Source organism: Frigoribacterium faeni (assembly GCF_007988805.1).
GTDB classification, from domain to species: domain Bacteria; phylum Actinomycetota; class Actinomycetes; order Actinomycetales; family Microbacteriaceae; genus Frigoribacterium; species Frigoribacterium faeni.
The window spans coordinates 89,821-108,347 of record NZ_BJUV01000003.1 but is presented as its reverse complement, the minus strand read 5'-3'; the positions used below and the strand labels follow the sequence as shown (position 1 = coordinate 108,347).

The following is an 18,527-nucleotide window of genomic DNA, read 5'->3' as shown; positions in this document are numbered from 1 at the left end:
GTCGGCACCGACTCGACGCCGGAGCCCGGTCGCACGTCCTTGCGCGACCGTTTCAGGCTACACCTGTCGTATTACTGCCCCCTGGGCGCGGGGGACCGAGCGAGCCGAGGAGGCGCGGTGCGAGACCTCCCGCACCGCGCCTCCTCGGCTGATCGCCCGCGCTCGGCGCCGCTCTCGCCCGGGGAGGCTCCACCCTCGATCACGACACCGACCCGCCGCCGTGCTGCGCCGGCCTCTCGGCCCGGCGTTCCGCACGTCGCCTGGCTCGGCGTCTCGCCCGCTCCGCACCCCGCCGCCGGGCCGCGCGCGTCTTCCGACGATCGGCGTCGGACGGGAGCCATCTGCGGCGCGACGCCTCCGCGCCGATGCCGAGGAGGAGGAACCCGGTGCCGACGAGCAGCTCGAGCCCGAAGGTCCACGCCCGCCTCTCGACGATCCGCCGGTCGGCCTCGCCATCGAGGACGACGTGAGTCGGATCCGCCGGGTCGAACCGGAGCGGGACCCTGTCGCCGACCGCCCAGTACGTCTCGTCGCGGACCTTGTAGGCGGTCCACTCCTTCGTGCTCTCCGCGCCGTCGAGCACCTGTTCGGTGACGGGGTAATAGACCGTCGGGCCGCTGCCGTACCGGGATCCGGGGTCGTGGGTTCGCATGACCTCGACGACCGTTCCCGTGCCGGTCTCGCCCGCGTCGACGAGCGTGTCCGAGGAGTGTCGGGCGAGGGCGGCCCCGGGGAGCATGATGACCCCCGTGGCGACGAGCGCGATCCCGATGACGAGAGGCAGGATGAGAGCGAGCTGCAGCCATTCGGTCGCCGTCCGCTTCGGACGCGGCCGCTTCGCGCGCGTCGTGCGTCGGCGAGTCGGTCGACGGCTCTTCCCCCGTGGTGCCCCCATGCGCTCAGTCTGCCGCACGGTCGCGCGGTGGCCCCGGCCATCGGGAGCATGAGCGGGTCCACGTGCCCCTGGACGGGCGCGCGAAGCGCGGGGCCGCGGGGGTTCGAGTCCCCCCAGGGGCACATCGGCGCGCAGCGGCGTTGGAAGTGCCCCTGAACGGGCGCGCGAAGCGCGGGGCCTCAGGGGTTCGAGTGCCTCCAGGGGCACATCGGCGCGCAGCGGCGTTGGGGTGCCCCTGGAGGGACTCGAACCCCCAACCCTTTCCTTAGGACGGAACTGCTCTTCCATTGAGCTACAGAGGCTGACCCGGCGAGTCTACCGAACCCGCGCCTCCTGACGCCCGCCGACCAGGGCTCCGCCCCGCGCCGCACCCCGGCATGAGCACGGAACCCCCGCACGACGAGGTTCTCCGCTCACGCCGGGGTTCGATCGACCCCCGCCCACACGATGAACCCCGTTCGCGACCATGAACCTCGCGAAAACGGGGTTCATCGTCGCGAACGGGGTTCATCGTCGCCCGACCGCCCCTCACGCAGCAGCCAGGAACTCGTCCCACTCGCGCTGCGGCCGCTCCACCCCGCGCACGACCCAGCCGACCCCGTGCGGCGCCTTCGGCGTCCAGCGCAGCACCCAGCCCATCTCGGCCGGCGTCCGGTCGCTCTTCAGGTTGTTGCACTTGAGGCAGCAGGCCACGAGGTTCTCCCAGCTGTCGGCCCCGCCGCGCGATCGCGGCTGGACGTGGTCGATGGTCGTCGCCGAGCGCCCGCAGTAGGCGCAGTGGTGCGCGTCGCGCCGCAGCACCCCTCGCCGGGAGACCGGGATGGTCCGCCCATGCGGGATCCGCACGTACCGGGTCAGCACGATCACCGACGGACGGTCGTAGGCGATCGTCGCCCCGAGCACCGGATGGTCGGCGTCGGCCGACACGACCGTAGCCTTCTGGGTCATGACGAGCACGAGGGCCCGCCGATCGGACACCACGGCCAGCGGTTCGAAGCCGGCGTTGAGGACGAGAGTGCGCATGCTTTCCCTTTCGAAGCACCCTGGACGGCTTCCAGGGATTCGATCCGTCTCGCAGCAGCCGGGCCCAGCAGTGCCCTGCGCACGAAAAAAGCACCGCCCCGAAGGGCAGTGCTCTAGCGTGCGGCGGGGTGTTGTCGTATGTGCTCGTGCGACCGCTCACCCATGGTGCGAGTGGCGGGCGTGCGAGGCATGTGACTCTCCTGGTCTCAGCGGTACTCCGAGATGGCCAGGTTAACCCCGGAAGAGCCGTGCTGCCAAGGGGCAGTACGGCTCTTCACAGAGTGTCGATGCGTCAGCCGAGGAGGCGCGGGTCGTCAGACCCCGAAACGCACGTAGTGCACAGCACTCGTCCACAGCGGACGGACGCTGACCACGCCGCCGGGCTTGGGCGCGTCGAGGATCATGCCGTTGCCGGCGTAGAAGCCGTCGTGCGAACCGTCGTTGAAGATGATGACGTCGCCGGGCTGCGCCTCGGCGGCCGAGATCGGGGTGCCGAGAGCGCCCTGCGCCGGCACCGAGTGCGGAAGCGAGATGCCGTACTGCGCGTAGACGAACATGATGAAGCCCGAGCAGTCGAAGCCCGCCGGGGTGGCCCCGCCGTAGACGTACGGCGTGCCGAGGTACTGCAGCGCGGTCTGGTAGACGGCGTCGAGGCTGAACTCGCCGGGCGTCGCCGTCGTGCCGGTCGCCGCGGCGGTACCGGTCGACGCGGAGGCGTCGGTCGTGGACGCGACGTAGTCGGAGGCGGTGGGTCCGGTGTAGCTCGCGTACTGCTCGGCGAGCTCGGCCCGCTCGGCCTCGCGCTGGACGGCTTCGGCGGCGGCCGCAGCGGCCTGGTCGAGCGTGGCCTGCGAGGTGGCGGTGTAACCGTCACGACCGGTGTCGGCCGCAGCGACACCGTCGGCGACCGAGACGGTCTGGGCGTCGGCGGTGCGCGACTGCGAGATCGCGGCGGTGGCGGTCGAGCCGGCATCGGTCGACGCGGGCGTCTGCGCGAACGCGGGGAGGGCCATCGTGCCGAAGAGCCCGGCGGTGAGCGTCATGACCGTGATCGAGACGGCGGTGCGCTTGCGGCTCGAGCGGCCACGAGGTGCGGGCGCCGCGGCAGCGGCTCGACGCAGGGAGGAACGAGTGGGGAGGTCGGCCGGCGTGGTCGGGGCAACAGGGGTCAGCTGCCCGCTCGTGGCGCGATCGTGGGGAGGTCGGGTCAAGGCGGTGGTTCTCCTGCGTCTCGGCAGCACTAGGGAGCTGCCCCATCCGTTCGTCAAGATCAACGACTCACGGCAAGAGACGGGATGGAGGAGACGTCTTGCCACGGATCCCCCGGCCTGCTTCCTGGCCTGGGGGACCCTGCGACTGTACCCGAGGGAGGGCCTGAAGTCATCCTTCAGAGGGATATTTGTAACAAATAGGTAACTGCCCGACCGGCACCCGACCGAGACCCGACCGGATGCTGGAGGTCAGCTCGAGACGTAGATGTGCTGAGCGACCTCGTTCGGCAGCTCGAGCCCCTCGTCACGACCCTCGACGTGGACGAAGACGTACGACCCGGCCGACGTGACCGTCGCCGTGTTGCCGGGGGTGACGCCGGCGTTCTGCAGCTGCTGCAGCAGCTCGGGCTCGAACTGCACGGGCTCGGCCAGCCGACGGACGGGCCGGGTGACGCCGTCGGGGTTCTCGGCCAGCACCTGAACCAGGTTGACGACGCCGTCGAGGAACCGGCCCGCGGGCGAGTCGCCGAGCTCGTCGAGACCAGGGATCGGGTTGCCGTAGGGCGACTCGGTCGGGTGGTCGAGCATCTCGAGGAGACGGCGTTCGACCTGCTCGCTCATCACGTGCTCCCACCGGCAGGCCTCGTCGTGGACGTAGGCCCAGTCGAGGCCGATCACGTCGGCGAGCAGCCGTTCGGCCAGGCGGTGCTTGCGCATCACGTGCGTGGCCTTGCTGCGACCGTCGTGGGTCAGCTCGAGGTGCCGGTCGCCCGACACCACGACGAGACCGTCGCGCTCCATGCGGGCGATCGTCTGCGACACGGTCGGGCCGGAGTGGCCGAGACGCTCGGAGATGCGCGCGCGCAGCGGCACGATGTTCTCTTCTTCGAGGTCGAGGATCGTGCGCAGGTACATCTCAGTGGTGTCGACGAGATCGGTCAACAGGGGCCTCCCAGTGGAACGCGTGGACTACCCGGCAAGCCTACCGGCTGGACGCTGGGCGTCTCGCCGCGTCACTAGGATCGACCCATGGCGGACATCACGATTCCCACGGACCTCCTGCCCACCGACGGCCGATTCGGCTGCGGCCCGTCGAAGATCCGCGGTGCGCAGCTCGAGCACCTGGTCACCGCGGGGGCGTCCCTCCTCGGCACCTCCCACCGCCAGGCCCCGGTCAAGGACCTCGTCGGCCGGGTCCGCGCCGACCTGGGCGAGCTCTTCCGCATCCCCGACGGCTACGAGGTGGTGCTCGGCAACGGCGGCTCGACCGCCTTCTGGGACGCCGCCGCGTTCGGCCTGGTCGAGAAGCGCGCCGAGAACCTCTCGTTCGGCGAGTTCGGCTCGAAGTTCGCCAAGGCGAACGCCGCTCCCTGGCTCGAGGCTCCCCACGTCATCACGGCCGACGGCGGTTCTCTCGCCGAGGTCGAGGTGATCGAGGGCGTCGACGTCTACGCCTGGCCGCACAACGAGACCTCGACCGGCGTCATGGCCCCGGTGACCCGCGTCGCCGGAGACGCCGGCGCCCTGACCGTGGTCGACGCCACCAGCGCCGCGGGTGGGATCGACTTCGACGCCTCGCAGGCCGACGTCTACTACTTCGCCCCGCAGAAGAACTTCGCCAGCGACGGCGGGCTCTGGCTCGCGCTCTTCTCCCCCGCGGCCCTCGAGCGGGTCGAGCGGATCGCGGCGAGCGGCCGGTACATCCCCGAGTTCCTCAGCCTGAAGAACGCCGTCGACAACTCGCGGCTGAACCAGACGCTCAACACGCCCGCCCTGACCACGCTGCTGCTCCTCGAAGACCAGACCCGCTGGATGCTCGAGAACGGCGGCCTCGCCTGGGCCGACGCGCGCACCCGCGAGTCGTCGTCGGCGCTGTACGACTGGGCCACCGCCTCGGAGTACGCGACCCCCTTCGTCGTCGACCCGTCGCACCGCTCGCAGGTCGTCGCCACGATCGACTTCGCCGAGTCGATCGACGCGGCCGCCGTCGCGAAGGTGCTCCGGCAGAACGGCATCGTCGACACCGAGCCGTATCGCAAGCTCGGCCGCAACCAGCTGCGCGTCGCGACCTTCGCGGCCATCGAGCCCGACGACGTCCGCCGGCTCATCCGCTCCATCGAGCACGTGGTCGGAGCGCTCTAGCCCGGACGCCCCGCACGACGGACGCCCCGCCACGACGAGATCGTGGCGGGGCGTCCGTGTCGTTCAGGGACCGGAGCCGAGGAGGCGCGGGTCGTCCCTCGCGGGCCGGGTCGCGTCAGCGACGGCGCCGCTCGAGCGGGTCCTCGTCCTCGCCGTCCCAGTCGTCGGCGTGCGAGTCGTCGTCGAGGTCGGCCTCGGGATGCGCGCCGGGAACGACCGGGGCCTCGTCGGCCTCGTCGTCGGCGGCCGGCTGATCGAGGTCGTCGATGTCGACGCCGTCGACGTCGCCGCCGTGCACGATGCTGCCGCGCGGAGCGTCGTCGTCCGACTCGTCGTCATCGTCGTCGTCGGAATCGTCGTCGTCCGACTCGTCGTCGTCCTCGGAGTCATCGTCCTCGTCGTCGCCGGACTCGTCGTCGTCCTCGTCGTCGGAGTCGCCCTCGGAGCCGTCACGCGCCTCCTGGGCCTTCATCTCGGCGAGGCGGTCGGCCCACGGCACCCAGTCGGGTGCGATGAGCGCGGTGTCGCCGGGCAGCAGCTCGGCCTCGAGCACCGAGGGCTCCTCGCCGTCGAGGTGAGCGACGCTGACCGTCCAGTGCCAGCCGGGGTAGCCGGGCAGCAGGGTCGCGAACCGGACGGACGTGACGCCGGGCTCGTCCTCGATCGCCTCGACCTCGGCGCCGATGGTCTCGTCCGGGGTGATCTCGAGCAGCGCGCGGCGGGCCAGCTCGGAATAGGGCGTCGTCACGGCGTCAGGCATCGAACGAGTCGGCGACGGTGCGGAGCAGCACGGCGATGCGCGCGCCGTTCTGCGGGTAGCGGCCGTGACGGAGGTCTCCGCCGGCCTTGTCGAGCACCTTCACGAGGTCCTCGACGATGACCGCCATGTCGTCGGCGGACCGACGGCTCATCTTCGCGAGACTCGGCGCGGCCTCGAGGACGCGCACGGAGAGCGCCTGAGCGCCCCGCTTGCCGTCGGCGATGCCGAACTCGAGACGGGTCCCCGCCTTGACACCCACGGTGCCGGCGGGCAGGGCCGACGCGTGGAGGAAGACTTCTTGACCGTCATCACTGCTGATGAAGCCGAAGCCCTTCTCGTCGTCGTAGAACTTGACCTTGCCGGTGGGCATGACTGGACTCCTAGAAGAGGTGTGGTGAAAGCGACCTCAGCTTAGAGCGCGAGGTCGGGGCGCGCCCCCGCTATCCTGGGCAGGTGGCCGAGAAGACCGAGAAGAGCACGCCGACGAGCGTCCATCGTACTGAACGCGTGCTGATCTTCATGATCGCCGCGATCGTCGTGCTGTCGATCGCCTCGTTCGCGGTCATCTTCATCGCCCGCGTGACCGGTGCCGTCACCGACTTCACGACGGGCGCATGGCCGGCGATCAGCGTGTTGCCGCTCATCGGGCTCCCCCTCGCCATCCTGCTGATCATCGCCTACGTCGTCGCCAGTGGCGTGCGACGTGTGCGAGAGAACCGGGGCACCACACGGTAGACGCAGCGCCCGGCTGCGCATTCTTCGGAGGTCGACCCCAATGACCAGTGCACTCGATCTGGCCGGCGTGCTCCGCGGCGCCCCGGCGGACGATCTCGTCCGCCGCCTCTCGGTGAGGCTGCTCCGCCCGTCGTCCGTCCACGACGCCTTCGACCTCGCCGACGCCCTGCTCGAGCCGGCCTCGGTGCGCGACGTGCTGTCGCGTCTCGATCGCACCGAGCTGCGCGTGCTGCAGGCCGCCCGCGTGCCCGCCGACGTCGCCGGCATCGCCGCCCGCCTCGACGACGGCGAATCGGTCGACGCCGCCGTCGCCCACCTGGTCGAGCTGTTCCTCCTCGTCCCGTCCGGCGATCTCGCGCTGAGCGACACCGTGGTCGGCACCCCCGACGCCGTCGGCGAGCGCCTCGACGACGACCCCCTGCTCGCGGCCGACCGTCTCGCGGCCGAGCGTCCGCCCGTCGTGCTCGAGGCCGTCGACGAGGTCGACCGCGACGCCGTCGACGCCCGCTCGGCCGAGCGCCTCTACGCGATCGTGATCGAGGTCGCCGAGATCCTCCGCGCTCTCGAGCAGTCCCCCGCCCGCGAGCTCGCCAAGGGCGGACTGGCTCTGCCCGAGACCCGCCGCCTGGCCGAGGCGGCCCGGGTCGACGTCGACGACGTCTCGACGCTGCTGGGCATCACCACCCGGGCCGGACTCGCCCAGACCAGTCCCGACGGCTGGGTGGTGACGCCCGAGGCCGCGCCCTGGCTCGCCTCGTCGTGGCCCGATCGCTGGCAGACGCTCACCGCCACCTGGCTCGACTCGCTGCCGCCCGAGATCGTCGCCGTCCTGTCGCAGCGCGTCGAGACCTCGTGGGGCGAGCCGCTGCGCGAGTTCACGCTGTGGTCGTACCCGGCCGGCGCGGCCTGGGTCCCGGACCGGCTCGCCTCGTTCGCCCGGGCGGCGGAGCTGCTCGGGCTGAGCTCGGGCGGCGTGCCGACGTCGGCCGCGCTCGCCCTGTTCCACGAGGGCGCCGACGCCGCCCGTGAGCGGGTGGCCGAGCTGCTGCCCGACGCCATCGAGCAGGTCTACCTCCAGCACGACCTGACCGTGGTGGCGCCCGGCCCGCTCTCCCCGGCGCTCGACGCGCGCCTCCGGGTGATCGCGACCGTCGAGAGCGCGGGCCTCGCCGCGACGTACCGCATCACCGAGGGCGGCGTGCAGCGGGCGCTGAGCGAGGGCGAGACCGCCGAGAGCCTGCGCGACTTCCTGAACGGGATCTCGGCCACCGGGATCCCTCAGCCGCTCGACTACCTCGTGCAGCAGTCGGCGGAACGGCACGGGCGGTTCCGCGTCTCGAGCGTCGATCCCGGCACGCCGGGCCTGCCGGCCGAGGCGATCACCCTGATCGAGGCGGACGACCACGCCGGCGTCGACACCCTCGAGGTGGACCACGCCCTGGCCCCGCTCGGACTGCGCCGCGTCGACGGTCTGCGGATCGCCAGCCGGTTCGAACGCGACACCGTCTTCTGGGCCCTGAGCGACGAGCGCTACCCCGTGGTCGTGCTCGACGGGTCCGGCACGTCGGTGGCCCCTCCGGTGCGACGCCGCCCGCGTCGCCCGGTGCCTGTCCCCCCGCGCGACACCCTCCGCGAGATGGTCGAGCGCCTCACCGCGGACGCCGACGGTTCGACCGAGACCACCGACCGCGCCTGGATCGCCCGTCAGCTCGACGCGGCGGTCAAGGGCCGACTCACCGTCACCATCGCGATCGCGATGCCCGACGGCTCGACGTCGAGCCTGCAGATGGAGCCCACGGGCGTCGGCGGCGGCCGGGTCAGAGGGCGCGACAAGAAGTCCGACGTCGAACGCACGCTGCCGCTGTCGCACGTGGTCTCGGTGTCGAGCGCGAGCTGAGGGAGCAGGCCGACCCGCGCCTCCTCGGCCGCCCGATCGCCCCCATGCCACCCGCCTGAGGACGACCGCAGGAGGCGCGCCTAGACTCGTCCCTCATGACCGGCCCCCTGATCGTCCAGAGCGATCGCACCGTCCTGCTCGAGGTAGCCCACCCGCAGGCCGAAGACGCACGCCACGACCTCTCGGTGTTCGCCGAGCTCGAGCGGGCCCCCGAACACGTCCACACCTACCGCATCACGCGACTCGGGCTGTGGAACGCCCGCGCCGCCGGCCACACCGCGGAGGACATGCTCGGCACCCTCGAGAAGTACTCGAAGTTCCCGGTGCCGCAGAGCGTCACGGTCGACGTCGCCGAGACGGTGGCCCGCTACGGCCGCATCGTGATCGAGCGCGACGGCGACACCCTCGTGCTGCGCGGCACCGACTCGACGGTCCTCCGCGAGGTCACCCGGGTCAAGAAGATCGGCGAGCTGCTCGGCGTCCGGCGCAGCGACACCGAGTGGGAGCTCCTCCCCTGGGCTCGGGGCGAGGTCAAGCAGCAGCTGGTGAAGCTGGGCTGGCCGGCGGAGGACCACGCCGGCTACACCCCCGGCACGCCCCACGCGATCGACCTCGACCAGACCGACTGGCAGCTGCGCGGCTATCAGCAGCAGGCCATCGACAACTTCTTCGACGGCGGGTCGGGCGTGGTGGTGCTGCCCTGCGGCGCGGGCAAGACCCTCGTCGGCGCGGGTGCCATGGCGGCCGCCGGCACGACGACGCTGATCCTCGTCACGAACACGGTCTCGGCCCGGCAGTGGCGCGACGAGCTCCTGAAGCGCACCTCGCTGACCGAGGACGAGATCGGCGAGTACTCGGGCTCGGTCAAGGAGATCAAGCCGGTCACCATCGCGACGTACCAGATCCTGACGGCCCGCCGCGGGGGCAAGTACACGCACCTGTCGCTGCTCGACGCCCTCGACTGGGGTCTCGTGGTCTACGACGAGGTGCACCTGCTGCCCGCCCCCGTGTTCAAGCTCACCGCCGAGCTGCAGGCCCGGCGCCGGCTCGGTCTGACCGCGACCCTGGTGCGCGAGGACGGCCGTGAGAGCGACGTGTTCAGTCTGATCGGCCCGAAGCGGTTCGACGCCCCGTGGAAGGAGATCGAGGCGCAGGGCTACATCTCGCCGGCCTCCTGCTACGAGGTGCGCGTCGACCTGCCCCAGGAGGCGCGGCTCGAGTACGCGGCCGCCCCCGACGACGAGCGCTACCGGCTCGCGGCCACCGCCGACGCCAAGCTCGACGTCGTCCGCGACCTCGTGGCCCGGCACGACGGCGAGCAGATCCTCGTGATCGGGCAGTACCTCGACCAGCTCGAGCAGCTCGCCGCGACCCTCGACGCCCCGACGCTGACCGGCGGCACCCCGATCGACGAGCGCGAGCGGCTCTACCAGGCGTTCCGCGACGGCGAGATCAAGGTGCTGGTGGTCTCGAAGGTCGCGAACTTCTCGGTCGACCTGCCCGAGGCGACCGTCGCCATCCAGGTCAGCGGCTCGTTCGGTTCGCGACAGGAGGAGGCGCAGCGCCTCGGACGCCTGCTGCGGCCGAAGAAGTCGGGCCTGCCGGCGTCGTTCTACACGCTGGTCAGCCGCGACACCGTCGACCAGGACTTCGCGCAGAACCGCCAGCGGTTCCTCGCCGAGCAGGGCTACAGCTACACGATCCTCGACTCGCCGGCCCTCGCCGCATGAGCGGGCCCGCCGACCCGCGCGACCCGTCCGACGACGGCGACCCGCGCCTCCCGGGCGATGCGCGCCTCCCCGACGACCCGCGCCTCCCCGACGGCTCGTCCGACCTGCCGCTGGGCGACGACGACCTCTGGCGCGACAGCCTGCGCCGGGTGTTCGCGGCCGACCAGGCCCCCTTCGCGACCTTCGGCCCGCTGGTGGCCTCGCTCGACCACGACGCGATGGAGTTCCGCGGTCAGAACGCCCGCCTCGCCGACTGGGACCCGTCGATCGTCGTCTCCGTCGAGCGCACCTACGAGGTGCAGGGCGGGCTGCACGCGGGCTCGTACCTCAGCGTGGTCACCTGGAGCCCCGACCCCGAGGTGATCGAGCGCAGCGACCTGCTGGCCGGCTCGCCGGTGAAGGACCACCTCTTCGCCGGCCTCACGGCGATCGGCGCCAGCGACGACGCCCAGGAGGCACGGGTCGTCGCCGCGACGGTCGAGGAGTTCCCGGGGTGGCAGATCACCCGCGCCTCCGGATACACCGCGGTGCTCGAGCACCGCGAGGGCGTGGCCTTCACGCTCGCCGTGCCCGACGAGCTGCTCGAGCTCACCACGCGCATCGCCCTCGTGCCGAACGTCGAGTGGCCCGACCCGGCGTCCTGAGGGGCGACGTGGCGCTGGCGTGCGGCTGACACGCGTTCCGCTCACAGGAAACGCCGAGGAGGCGCGCAGATACTTGGCGCATGAGTGACGGCCCCAAGATCCTTATCGTCGACGACGAACCGAACATCCGCGACCTGCTGACCACGAGCCTGCGCTTCGCGGGATTCGCCGTCCGCGCCGTCGGCAACGGAGCACAGGCGATCTCCGCCGTGCTCGAAGAAGAGCCCGATCTGATCATCCTCGACGTGATGCTCCCCGACATGAACGGCTTCGGCGTCACGAAGCGCCTGCGGTCGTCGGGCTACACCTCGCCGATCCTGTTCCTGACGGCGAAGGACGACACCGAGGACAAGATCACCGGGCTGACCGTCGGCGGCGACGACTACGTCACCAAGCCGTTCAGCCTCGACGAGATCGTCGCTCGCATCAAGGCGATTCTGCGTCGCACCATGAACGAGGACGAAGACGCGATCATCCGCGCCGGCGAGCTCACGATGGACCAGGACACCCACGAGGTCACCATCGGCGAGACCGCGATCGAGCTCAGCCCGACCGAGTTCAAGCTGCTGCGCTACCTCATGCTCAACCCCAACCGCGTCCTGTCGAAGGCCCAGATCCTCGACCACGTCTGGGAGTACGACTTCAACGGCGACGCCGGGATCGTCGAGAGCTACATCTCGTACCTGCGCCGCAAGCTCGACCAGTTCTCGGCCGAGCCGATCATCCAGACCAAGCGCGGCTTCGGCTACATGCTCAAGGCCTCCAAGAGCTAGAGCAGGGTCGCACCGTCACGAACGCCTCGGCTCCCAGGCGTTCCCGGTACTCTGACGCCCCTATGCACGCACGCCTCTCGCAGTGGTGGAACGAGATCTCCATCCGCACGAAGATCACCGGCATCACGGTGACCCTGGTGACCCTCGGCCTCCTCGTGGCCGGTCTCGGCACCATGACGGTGCTCAGCACCTACCTGTACGGGCAGGTCGACACCCAGCTGAAGACCTCGGCCGACAGCTTCACCGGCGCCTCGCGCAACGGCGACTCGTGCACCATCAACTTCGGCGACAAGTCGAGCTATCTGGCGATCCTCAACCCCGACGGATCGATGATCTGCGACACGAGCGACCTCCTCGAGGACGGCGTCGGACCGGTGCTCGCCGGTGTCACGGTCGCCGAGAGCGCGGGCGGCGAGGCGCAGAGCGTCGACAACCGCACGCACGATCAGGAGTGGCGCGTCTACGCCGTCGTGAAGCCCCTCACGCTGACCTCGACGAGCGGCGCCACGCAGACCATCGACGCGACGATCGTCACCGGCACGAACCTCGCGGCGACGAATGCCACGATCGGGCGCTTCGGCGGCATCTTCCTGGGCTTCGGCGTCTCGGTCGTCGTGCTCGGGGCCGCCCTGACCCGGCTGCTCGTCACCTCCACCTTCTCGCCCCTCCGCGACGTCGAGGCCACGGCCGCGCGCTTCGCCGACGGCGACTACAGCCAGCGGCTCGACTCGACGACGCCGAACACCGAGGTCGGCCGGCTCAACCGCTCGCTGAACACGATGCTGAACCGCATCGACGACGCCTTCGACGACCGTGCCAAGACCATCGACCAGATGCGGCGATTCGTGGGCGACGCCAGCCACGAGCTGCGGACCCCGCTGGTCAGCCTCCGGGGCTACGCCGAGCTGTACCGCATGGGCGCGTTGACCAAGCCGGAGGACGTCGCCCAGGCGATGGACCGCATCGAGAAGGAGGCGATCCGCATGGGGGTGCTCGTCCAGGACCTCCTGCAGCTCGCCCGCCTCGACGAGTCGAAGCCCCTCGAGCTGGGCCCCGTCGACCTCGTGCAGCTGGCCCGCGACTCCGCCCTCGACACCATGGCGTCGAACCCCGACCGCGACATCGAGGTCGTCGTGCTCGACCCGGTGCCGCCCAGCGAGCCGGTGCGCGACCCGTCCGAGACGGGCGAGCTCGTCGAGTCCGCCGAATCGGAGCCCGACGCCGGTGGGACCGCCTCCGCGCCCGCCCCGTCGGCCGTCCCGTCGACGTCCGCCTCCTCGCCGGCACCCGTCGCCGGCGCGACGGCCTCGTTCGCCGGGGCGACCCTCGCCCGCCTGCGCAGCCTGCGCGCCCGCGGGGTCCGGGGTGCGGACGGCAGCGCTCCCCTGCCCATCGCCGAGCAGACGCCCCACGACGAGGCGCCGGCGGTCATCCTGGGCGAGGAGAACAAGATCCGTCAGGTGATCACGAACCTGATGGGCAACGCCATGCGCTTCACCGAGTACGACAGCCCCATCGAGATCGTCGTGCAGTCCGACCCGAGCCGCGCTCTCGCCACGGTCGCGATCGTCGACCACGGCGAGGGCATCCCTCCGCAGATCCGCGAGAAGATCTTCCAGCGCTTCTGGCGCGCCGACTCGTCGCGCACGCGGGACACCGGCGGCAGCGGGCTCGGGCTGGCGATCGTCTCGGGCATCGTCGCGGCGCACGGCGGCACCGTCGACGTGTTCGACACCCCGGGAGGCGGTGCGACCTTCCGTGTCGCGCTCCCCCTGCTGCCCGCTGCAGCCGCCTCCGCGCCCGCCACCGCCCCGCAGCCCGCGTAGCAGCCCGCCGCGCCCTGCGCTGCTCTGCTCTGCTCTGCGTCTCTTTGCGCCGCACCGCGCCACACCGCACCACTAGGTGGGCACTGCACCACGAAGTGGGCACCGCACCACGAGAAATCCTGGCGCTGTGCCCACGCCGTGGTGTCGTGCGGTCTTGCGATGGGCCGTGCCGCCCCGCCCGCCGTCGCCGAAGGCCACCTCGCGTCGACTGTCGCCCCGCCCGCACCGCGCCACACCGCGCTACGACGTGGGCACCGCACCAGGAGAAATCCTGGCGCTGTGCCCACGTCGTGGTGTCGTGCGGTCCTGCGCCGTCCCGCGCCCGGCCGCAGCCGCCCCACCCCGCCCTGCCCTGCCCTCCGAGCGCCACCCACGCTCACGCTGAACGCCCCGGGTACGCCGAAGGGCGGCTCCCCCGGAGGGGAACCGCCCTTGAGCGTGTGCGCGGCGCGAGCCGCGCGGTGCGGACTAGAAGTCCATGCCACCCGAGGGGTCGCCGGCCGGGGCCGGGTTCTTCTCGGGCTTGTCGGCGACGACGGCCTCGGTCGTGAGGAACAGACCGGCGATCGACGCGGCGTTCTGCAGAGCCGAACGCGTGACCTTGGCGGGGTCGATGATGCCGGCGGCCAGCATGTCGACGTACTCGCCGGTGGCGGCGTTGAGGCCCCAGCCGATGTCGAGTCCGCGGACCTTGTCGGCCACGACGCCGGGCTCCATGCCCGCGTTGAAGGCGATCTGCTTCAGCGGAGCGTCGATGGCGACACGCACGATGTTCGCGCCGGTCGCCTCGTCACCCGTGAGGTCGAGGTTCGCCAGAGCGGTCTTGCCGGCCTGGATGAGGGCGACGCCACCACCGGCGACGATGCCCTCTTCGACGGCTGCCTTGGCGTTGCGCACGGCGTCCTCGATGCGGTGCTTGCGCTCTTTCAGCTCGACCTCGGTCGCAGCGCCGGCCTTGATGACGGCGACGCCGCCAGCCAGCTTCGCGAGGCGCTCCTGGAGCTTCTCACGGTCGTAGTCGCTGTCGGTCGCCTCGATCTCGCTGCGGATCTGACGGACGCGTCCGGCGATCTGCTCGGGGTCGCCCGCGCCCTCGACGATGGTCGTCTCGTCCTTGGTGATGACGACCTTGCGGGCACGACCGAGGAGGTCGAGCGTCGCGTTCTCGAGCTTGAGGCCGACCTCTTCGGCGATGACCTGACCACCGGTGAGGATCGCGATGTCCTGCAGCTGCGCCTTGCGGCGGTCGCCGAAGCCGGGGGCCTTGACGGCGACCGACTTGAAGATGCCGCGGATCTTGTTGACGACCAGCGTGGCCAGGGCCTCGCCGTCGACGTCCTCGGCGATGATCAGGAGCTGCTTGCCCGACTGGATGACCTTGTCGACGATCGGCAGCAGGTCCTTGATGTTCGAGATCTTCGAGTTGACGATGAGCACGTAGGCGTCTTCGAAGACGGCCTCCTGGCGCTCGGGGTCGGTGACGAAGTACTGCGACAGGTAGCCCTTGTCGAAGCGCATGCCCTCGGTCAGCTCGAGCTCGGTGCCGAAGGTGTTGCTCTCCTCGACGGTGACGACGCCCTCCTTGCCGACCTTGTCGATCGCCTCGGCGATGAGCGCGCCGATGGTGGGGTCCGCGGCGGAGATCGACGCGGTCGCGGCGATCTGCTCCTTGGTCTCGATGTCCTTCGCGTCGGCGAGGAGCTGAGCGGAGACCGCGGCGGCGGCCTTCTCGATGCCGCGCTTCAGCGAGATGGGGTCGGCACCGGCGGCCACGTTGCGGAGGCCCTCGCGGACGAGCGCCTGAGCGAGGACGGTCGCGGTGGTCGTGCCGTCGCCGGCGACGTCGTCGGTCTTCTTCGCGACCTCTTTGACGAGCTCCGCACCGATCTTCTCGAACGGGTCGTCGAGCTCGATCTCCTTGGCGATGGAGACGCCGTCGTTCGTGATGGTGGGAGCGCCCCACTTCTTCTCGAGCACGACGTTGCGACCACGCGGGCCGAGCGTGACCTTCACCGCGTCGGCCAGGATGTTCAGGCCACGCTCGAGGCCACGACGGGCCTCTTCGTCAAAAGCAATGATCTTAGCCATGTGTGTTTTTCGTCCCTCCCGGACGTCATGAAGCAGAAGCTTTGGCACTCACGTGTCGCGAGTGCCAGCAACGATTCTGGCACTCACCAGGTGAGAGTGCAAGTGACGGAGGAACGCCGTCCGACCCGCCGACGGACGACGACGCCGCCCCGGTTTCCCGGGGCGGCGTCGTCCTGTCGCGGAGGCGTGCCCGAGCACGCCGGGCGGCCTCAGGCGAGTCGGACGGACTCCGCCTGCGGGCCCTTGCTGCCGGTGCCGACGTCGAAGACGACCGCCTGGCCCTCCTCGAGCACCTTGTAGCCGCTCATGTCGATGGCCGAGTAGTGGACGAAGACGTCCTGTCCGCCTCCCTCGACCGTGATGAAGCCGAAGCCCTTCTCGGCGTTGAACCACTTGACGGTTCCGTTGGCCATGTTCTCGCTCCCCTTGTTGCTCGTTGCTGTGATGGTGCGGCGCGTGCGTTGATGCCAGAGCCGGGTCTTCAACGCAGTGACCTGCGCACCCCGACGGGGCGGCGTCACTCGTGCGGGAACACGCGGTCAGCGAGCCGGAGGGGGCGACCAGTTCCAGATCTTAACGGGGCGGCCGGGCCGAGGAGAAGGCTCTCACCAAGAAGGTGAGTCGAAATCACCCGACTTTAAACACGCGCGTAACACGGGAGCCCCGAGGAGGCGCGGATCGGGACCGTCCGCCGCCGCGCCTCCTCGGGCGGGCCGTCTCAGGGGGTGTAGTCCGTGCCGAGCACGACGGTGACCGAGGCGTTCGGGAACGCGGCGCTGGCCGACGTGGCGCTGATGCCGAGAGCCTGGGCGAGGCCGAGGGCCACGCCCTCGTCGGCCGGGTCGGCGTAGTAGACGGTCGAGGTGGGCGCGCTGGTGTCGCCGGCGTTGCCCTGGGTGGCGACCGTCCAGCCCGCCGTGGTCAGCTCGGTCGTGGCCGCGCCCGCGAGACCGGCCGTCGACGTGCCGTTGAGCACGGCGATCGTGACCGACGGATCGACCTGCGTGGGGTCGGTGACCGGCGCGACCGTGTCGGCGGGCGTCGACTCGGGGGTTTCCCCCGCCGCGTCGGTCGTCCCGCCGGACGCCTCGGCCGAGGTCGCCTGCGAGGGGTTGGTGAACTGGAAGCTGTCGTTCAGCACGGCGAGCGCCACGACCCCGCCGCCGACCAGCAGGCCGGTGGCCAGCGCGGCCCAGGCGAAGACGACCCAGCCGCGTCCGCGCCGGGGCCGCGACCGGTGGGCGCCGACCCTCTCGAGGTCGTGGGGCAGGTCGTCGAAACGGTCGCGGGGAAACGTCGGCATGTGCGGTGGGTCTTCCGTGGTGTCAGCGGGTCGGCGGCCCGAACGAGCGTGTCGCACGGGCGTGCGAGCGCGCGTCGCGCAGACGCAGCAGGCGCCCGACGAGCATGGGGGCGTAGGCCAGTGCAGCGGGTCGGTCTATGAGCGAGTTGAGGAGTTGCTGGTAGCGGGCGGTCGACAGGCCCAGCTCGCGGCGGATGATCGCCTCTTTGCGGCGGCCCGCGTCGGGAGCGGACTGCTCGAGGTCGAGGATGGCGCGGTCGCGTTCCGAGAGGTCGACGGCACGCACCTTGTCGCCCGGAGTGCCGTTCTCGGTCATCACCCGCCCTCTCGATCGTGGTCATCCTACGGGTGGCCCGCCGATGGGCCAGGAGGCGGGGCGCGGTTCGGAGCGAGCCACCGCCCGGTCGGCCGACGTCAGACGGGCAGCATCCGCAGACGGGTGCCGTGGGCGTCGCCGACCCCGATCGCCCGTCCGTCGAGGGCCAGGGCGGCGAAGTCCGCGCCGGGCGCCAGGCCGTCGGGCACCTCGGCGACCACGTCGTGCAGCAGGTCCCGTCGTTCGTACGAGACCCACCGGGCGTCGAGGGCGCGGACGGCGTCGACGAACGCCTGCCGACGACGACCGGGCAGATAGACGAGCGTGCCGGTCGAGACCACGACGAGCTGCGCCTCGGGCGGGGCGCCGGCGGCCAGGTCGCGGAGCGCGTCGACCGCGTCGCCGCGGACGATCCGAGGAGGCGCGCTCCGGGCGATCGCGACGGCCCGCCTCAGCAGCTCCACCCGTTCCGTCGGCCCGGGCGGCAGCAGGGTCTCGAGCCACGAGACGGCGGCGGGGTCGGTGACGTCGACGGGGTCGAGGTCGATCCCCGCCCGCCAGACGACCGGCGGCAGCTCGACCCGGCCGGGGAGCGGTCCGTCGACGTGGAGATCGATCGCCACCGGGCTGTCGGGGTCGCCCCAGGCGAGGCTGCGGAGGCGCTCGTCGCCCGGCCCGTCGGGGTCGCGCACGCTCGCACGGAAGGCGAACCGGTCGGGCAGCAGGCAGAGTCCCGCCGAGGCTCCGATCTCGAGCAGCGCGATCGGACCCTCGAGGCGCGCGAGCGCCAGCGAGACCGGGCCGAGGCGCCGCACGTCGTTGACCTGCGTCTGCCGCCGACCGAGTTCGGCGACGAACGCGTCCCCGTGGGCGAGCAGCCAGTCGCGGAGAACGGGCCACGGTTCGAGGGGCGCCCCCAGCCAGCGGCACACGGCGAGCACGAGGGCGGGCTGGCGCCGAGCCTCCGGGGCGCGCTCGACCAGGCGGAGGGCCTCGGCGTCGGAAGCCAGTCCGAGCGACCAGTCGACGTAGAGCGCCGACCCCTCGCGCTCGGCGGCGACGGCGTGGTCTCGGAACCGGTCGGCGAGGAGCATCTGGGAATTCTAGGCAGACGCCGACCTCGCGCAGGAATGAGTGTCGGGGGGACCGTGTTGAATGGAGGAGTCCCCGACGAACCAGGAGTC

At 71.3% G+C, this 18,527-nt stretch carries 18 protein-coding genes and 1 tRNA gene; 7 read left to right on the top strand and 12 right to left on the bottom strand.

The features are described 5' to 3' along the window. Nucleotides 1-199: 199 nt before the first annotated feature. The 5 genes from FFA01_RS02405 to FFA01_RS02385 all read right to left on the bottom strand — a co-directional run bounded on the left by FFA01_RS02405 (nt 200) and on the right by FFA01_RS02385 (nt 4,071). Nucleotides 200-895: a DUF3592 domain-containing protein gene (locus FFA01_RS02405; RefSeq protein ID WP_146852609.1), complete on the bottom strand. Its 696-nt coding sequence runs from the start codon at nt 893-895 to the stop codon at nt 200-202. Between the two features lie 230 nt (nt 896-1,125). Continuing rightward, nucleotides 1,126-1,197 (bottom strand) — tRNA-Arg (locus FFA01_RS02400). Nucleotides 1,198-1,423: 226 nt separating this feature from the next. Next, entirely contained in the window at nt 1,424-1,918 is a 495-nt protein-coding gene (locus FFA01_RS02395) for an HNH endonuclease (protein WP_146852607.1), read from the bottom strand. A 314-nt stretch (nt 1,919-2,232) separates the two neighbouring features. Then, complete coding sequence (locus FFA01_RS02390) at nt 2,233-3,129, bottom strand: C40 family peptidase (protein ID WP_208720828.1); 897 nt, start codon at nt 3,127-3,129, stop codon at nt 2,233-2,235. A gap of 249 nt (nt 3,130-3,378) precedes the next feature. Next, on the bottom strand, nt 3,379-4,071 hold the full coding sequence (locus FFA01_RS02385; RefSeq protein WP_146852605.1) for an iron-dependent transcriptional repressor DtxR: 693 nt from the start codon (nt 4,069-4,071) through the stop codon (nt 3,379-3,381). An 87-nt stretch (nt 4,072-4,158) separates the two neighbouring features. On the opposite strand from FFA01_RS02385, the gene serC reads away from it, so the two are divergent. Continuing rightward, nucleotides 4,159-5,271 (top strand): phosphoserine transaminase, encoded by a 1,113-nt coding sequence (gene serC, locus FFA01_RS02380; RefSeq protein WP_146852603.1) that lies wholly within the window; start codon nt 4,159-4,161, stop codon nt 5,269-5,271. A gap of 115 nt (nt 5,272-5,386) precedes the next feature. Here the strand turns inward: serC and FFA01_RS02375 are convergent, their stop codons facing one another. Together FFA01_RS02375 and FFA01_RS02370 are read right to left on the bottom strand one after the other, a co-directional pair. Further along, entirely contained in the window at nt 5,387-6,031 is a 645-nt protein-coding gene (locus FFA01_RS02375) for a DUF3027 domain-containing protein (protein ID WP_146852601.1), read from the bottom strand. Next, entirely contained in the window at nt 6,024-6,401 is a 378-nt protein-coding gene (locus FFA01_RS02370) for a cold-shock protein (RefSeq protein ID WP_146852599.1), read from the bottom strand. Before FFA01_RS02370 ends, FFA01_RS02375 begins: the two co-directional genes overlap by 8 nt. A gap of 83 nt (nt 6,402-6,484) precedes the next feature. Here FFA01_RS02370 and FFA01_RS02365 point away from each other — a divergent pair, with 83 nt between their 5' ends. From FFA01_RS02365 to FFA01_RS02340, 6 genes are all read left to right on the top strand, one after another. Next, a complete protein-coding gene (locus tag FFA01_RS02365) occupies nt 6,485-6,766 on the top strand; it encodes a hypothetical protein (RefSeq protein WP_146852597.1) in 282 nt (93 codons plus the stop codon). Between the two features lie 40 nt (nt 6,767-6,806). After that, on the top strand, nt 6,807-8,663 hold the full coding sequence (locus tag FFA01_RS02360; RefSeq protein WP_146852595.1) for a helicase-associated domain-containing protein: 1,857 nt from the start codon (nt 6,807-6,809) through the stop codon (nt 8,661-8,663). A 95-nt stretch (nt 8,664-8,758) separates the two neighbouring features. After that, nucleotides 8,759-10,393 (top strand): DNA repair helicase XPB, encoded by a 1,635-nt coding sequence (locus FFA01_RS02355; RefSeq protein WP_146852593.1) that lies wholly within the window; start codon nt 8,759-8,761, stop codon nt 10,391-10,393. Then, nucleotides 10,390-11,037, top strand: coding sequence for a hypothetical protein (locus FFA01_RS02350; RefSeq protein ID WP_146852591.1), 648 nt, complete (start codon nt 10,390-10,392; stop codon nt 11,035-11,037). The genes FFA01_RS02355 and FFA01_RS02350 overlap by 4 nt, the downstream gene beginning before the upstream one ends. Nucleotides 11,038-11,117: 80 nt before the next feature. After that, entirely contained in the window at nt 11,118-11,810 is a 693-nt protein-coding gene (locus FFA01_RS02345) for a response regulator transcription factor (protein ID WP_146852589.1), read from the top strand. A 62-nt stretch (nt 11,811-11,872) separates the two neighbouring features. Beyond that, nucleotides 11,873-13,636: a sensor histidine kinase gene (locus FFA01_RS02340; RefSeq protein ID WP_146852587.1), complete on the top strand. Its 1,764-nt coding sequence runs from the start codon at nt 11,873-11,875 to the stop codon at nt 13,634-13,636. A gap of 468 nt (nt 13,637-14,104) precedes the next feature. On the opposite strand, the gene groL is transcribed toward FFA01_RS02340, so the two are convergent. The 5 genes from groL to FFA01_RS02315 all read right to left on the bottom strand — a co-directional run bounded on the left by groL (nt 14,105) and on the right by FFA01_RS02315 (nt 18,437). Continuing rightward, a complete protein-coding gene (gene groL / locus FFA01_RS02335; protein WP_146852585.1) occupies nt 14,105-15,724 on the bottom strand; it encodes a chaperonin GroEL in 1,620 nt (539 codons plus the stop codon). Between the two features lie 209 nt (nt 15,725-15,933). Continuing rightward, the gene (locus FFA01_RS02330) at nt 15,934-16,137 is read right to left on the bottom strand and encodes a cold-shock protein (protein ID WP_055800379.1); all 204 of its coding nucleotides are present in this window, start codon (nt 16,135-16,137) and stop codon (nt 15,934-15,936) included. Nucleotides 16,138-16,442: 305 nt separating this feature from the next. Then, on the bottom strand, nt 16,443-17,027 hold the full coding sequence (locus FFA01_RS02325) for a LytR C-terminal domain-containing protein (protein WP_146852583.1): 585 nt from the start codon (nt 17,025-17,027) through the stop codon (nt 16,443-16,445). 22 nt (nt 17,028-17,049) lie between these two features. Then, nucleotides 17,050-17,343, bottom strand: a complete 294-nt coding sequence (locus FFA01_RS02320; protein ID WP_146852581.1) for a DUF3263 domain-containing protein — start codon at nt 17,341-17,343, stop codon at nt 17,050-17,052. Between the two features lie 98 nt (nt 17,344-17,441). Further along, entirely contained in the window at nt 17,442-18,437 is a 996-nt protein-coding gene (locus FFA01_RS02315; protein ID WP_146852579.1) for a DUF2332 domain-containing protein, read from the bottom strand. Between the last annotated feature and the right edge of the window lie 90 nt (nt 18,438-18,527).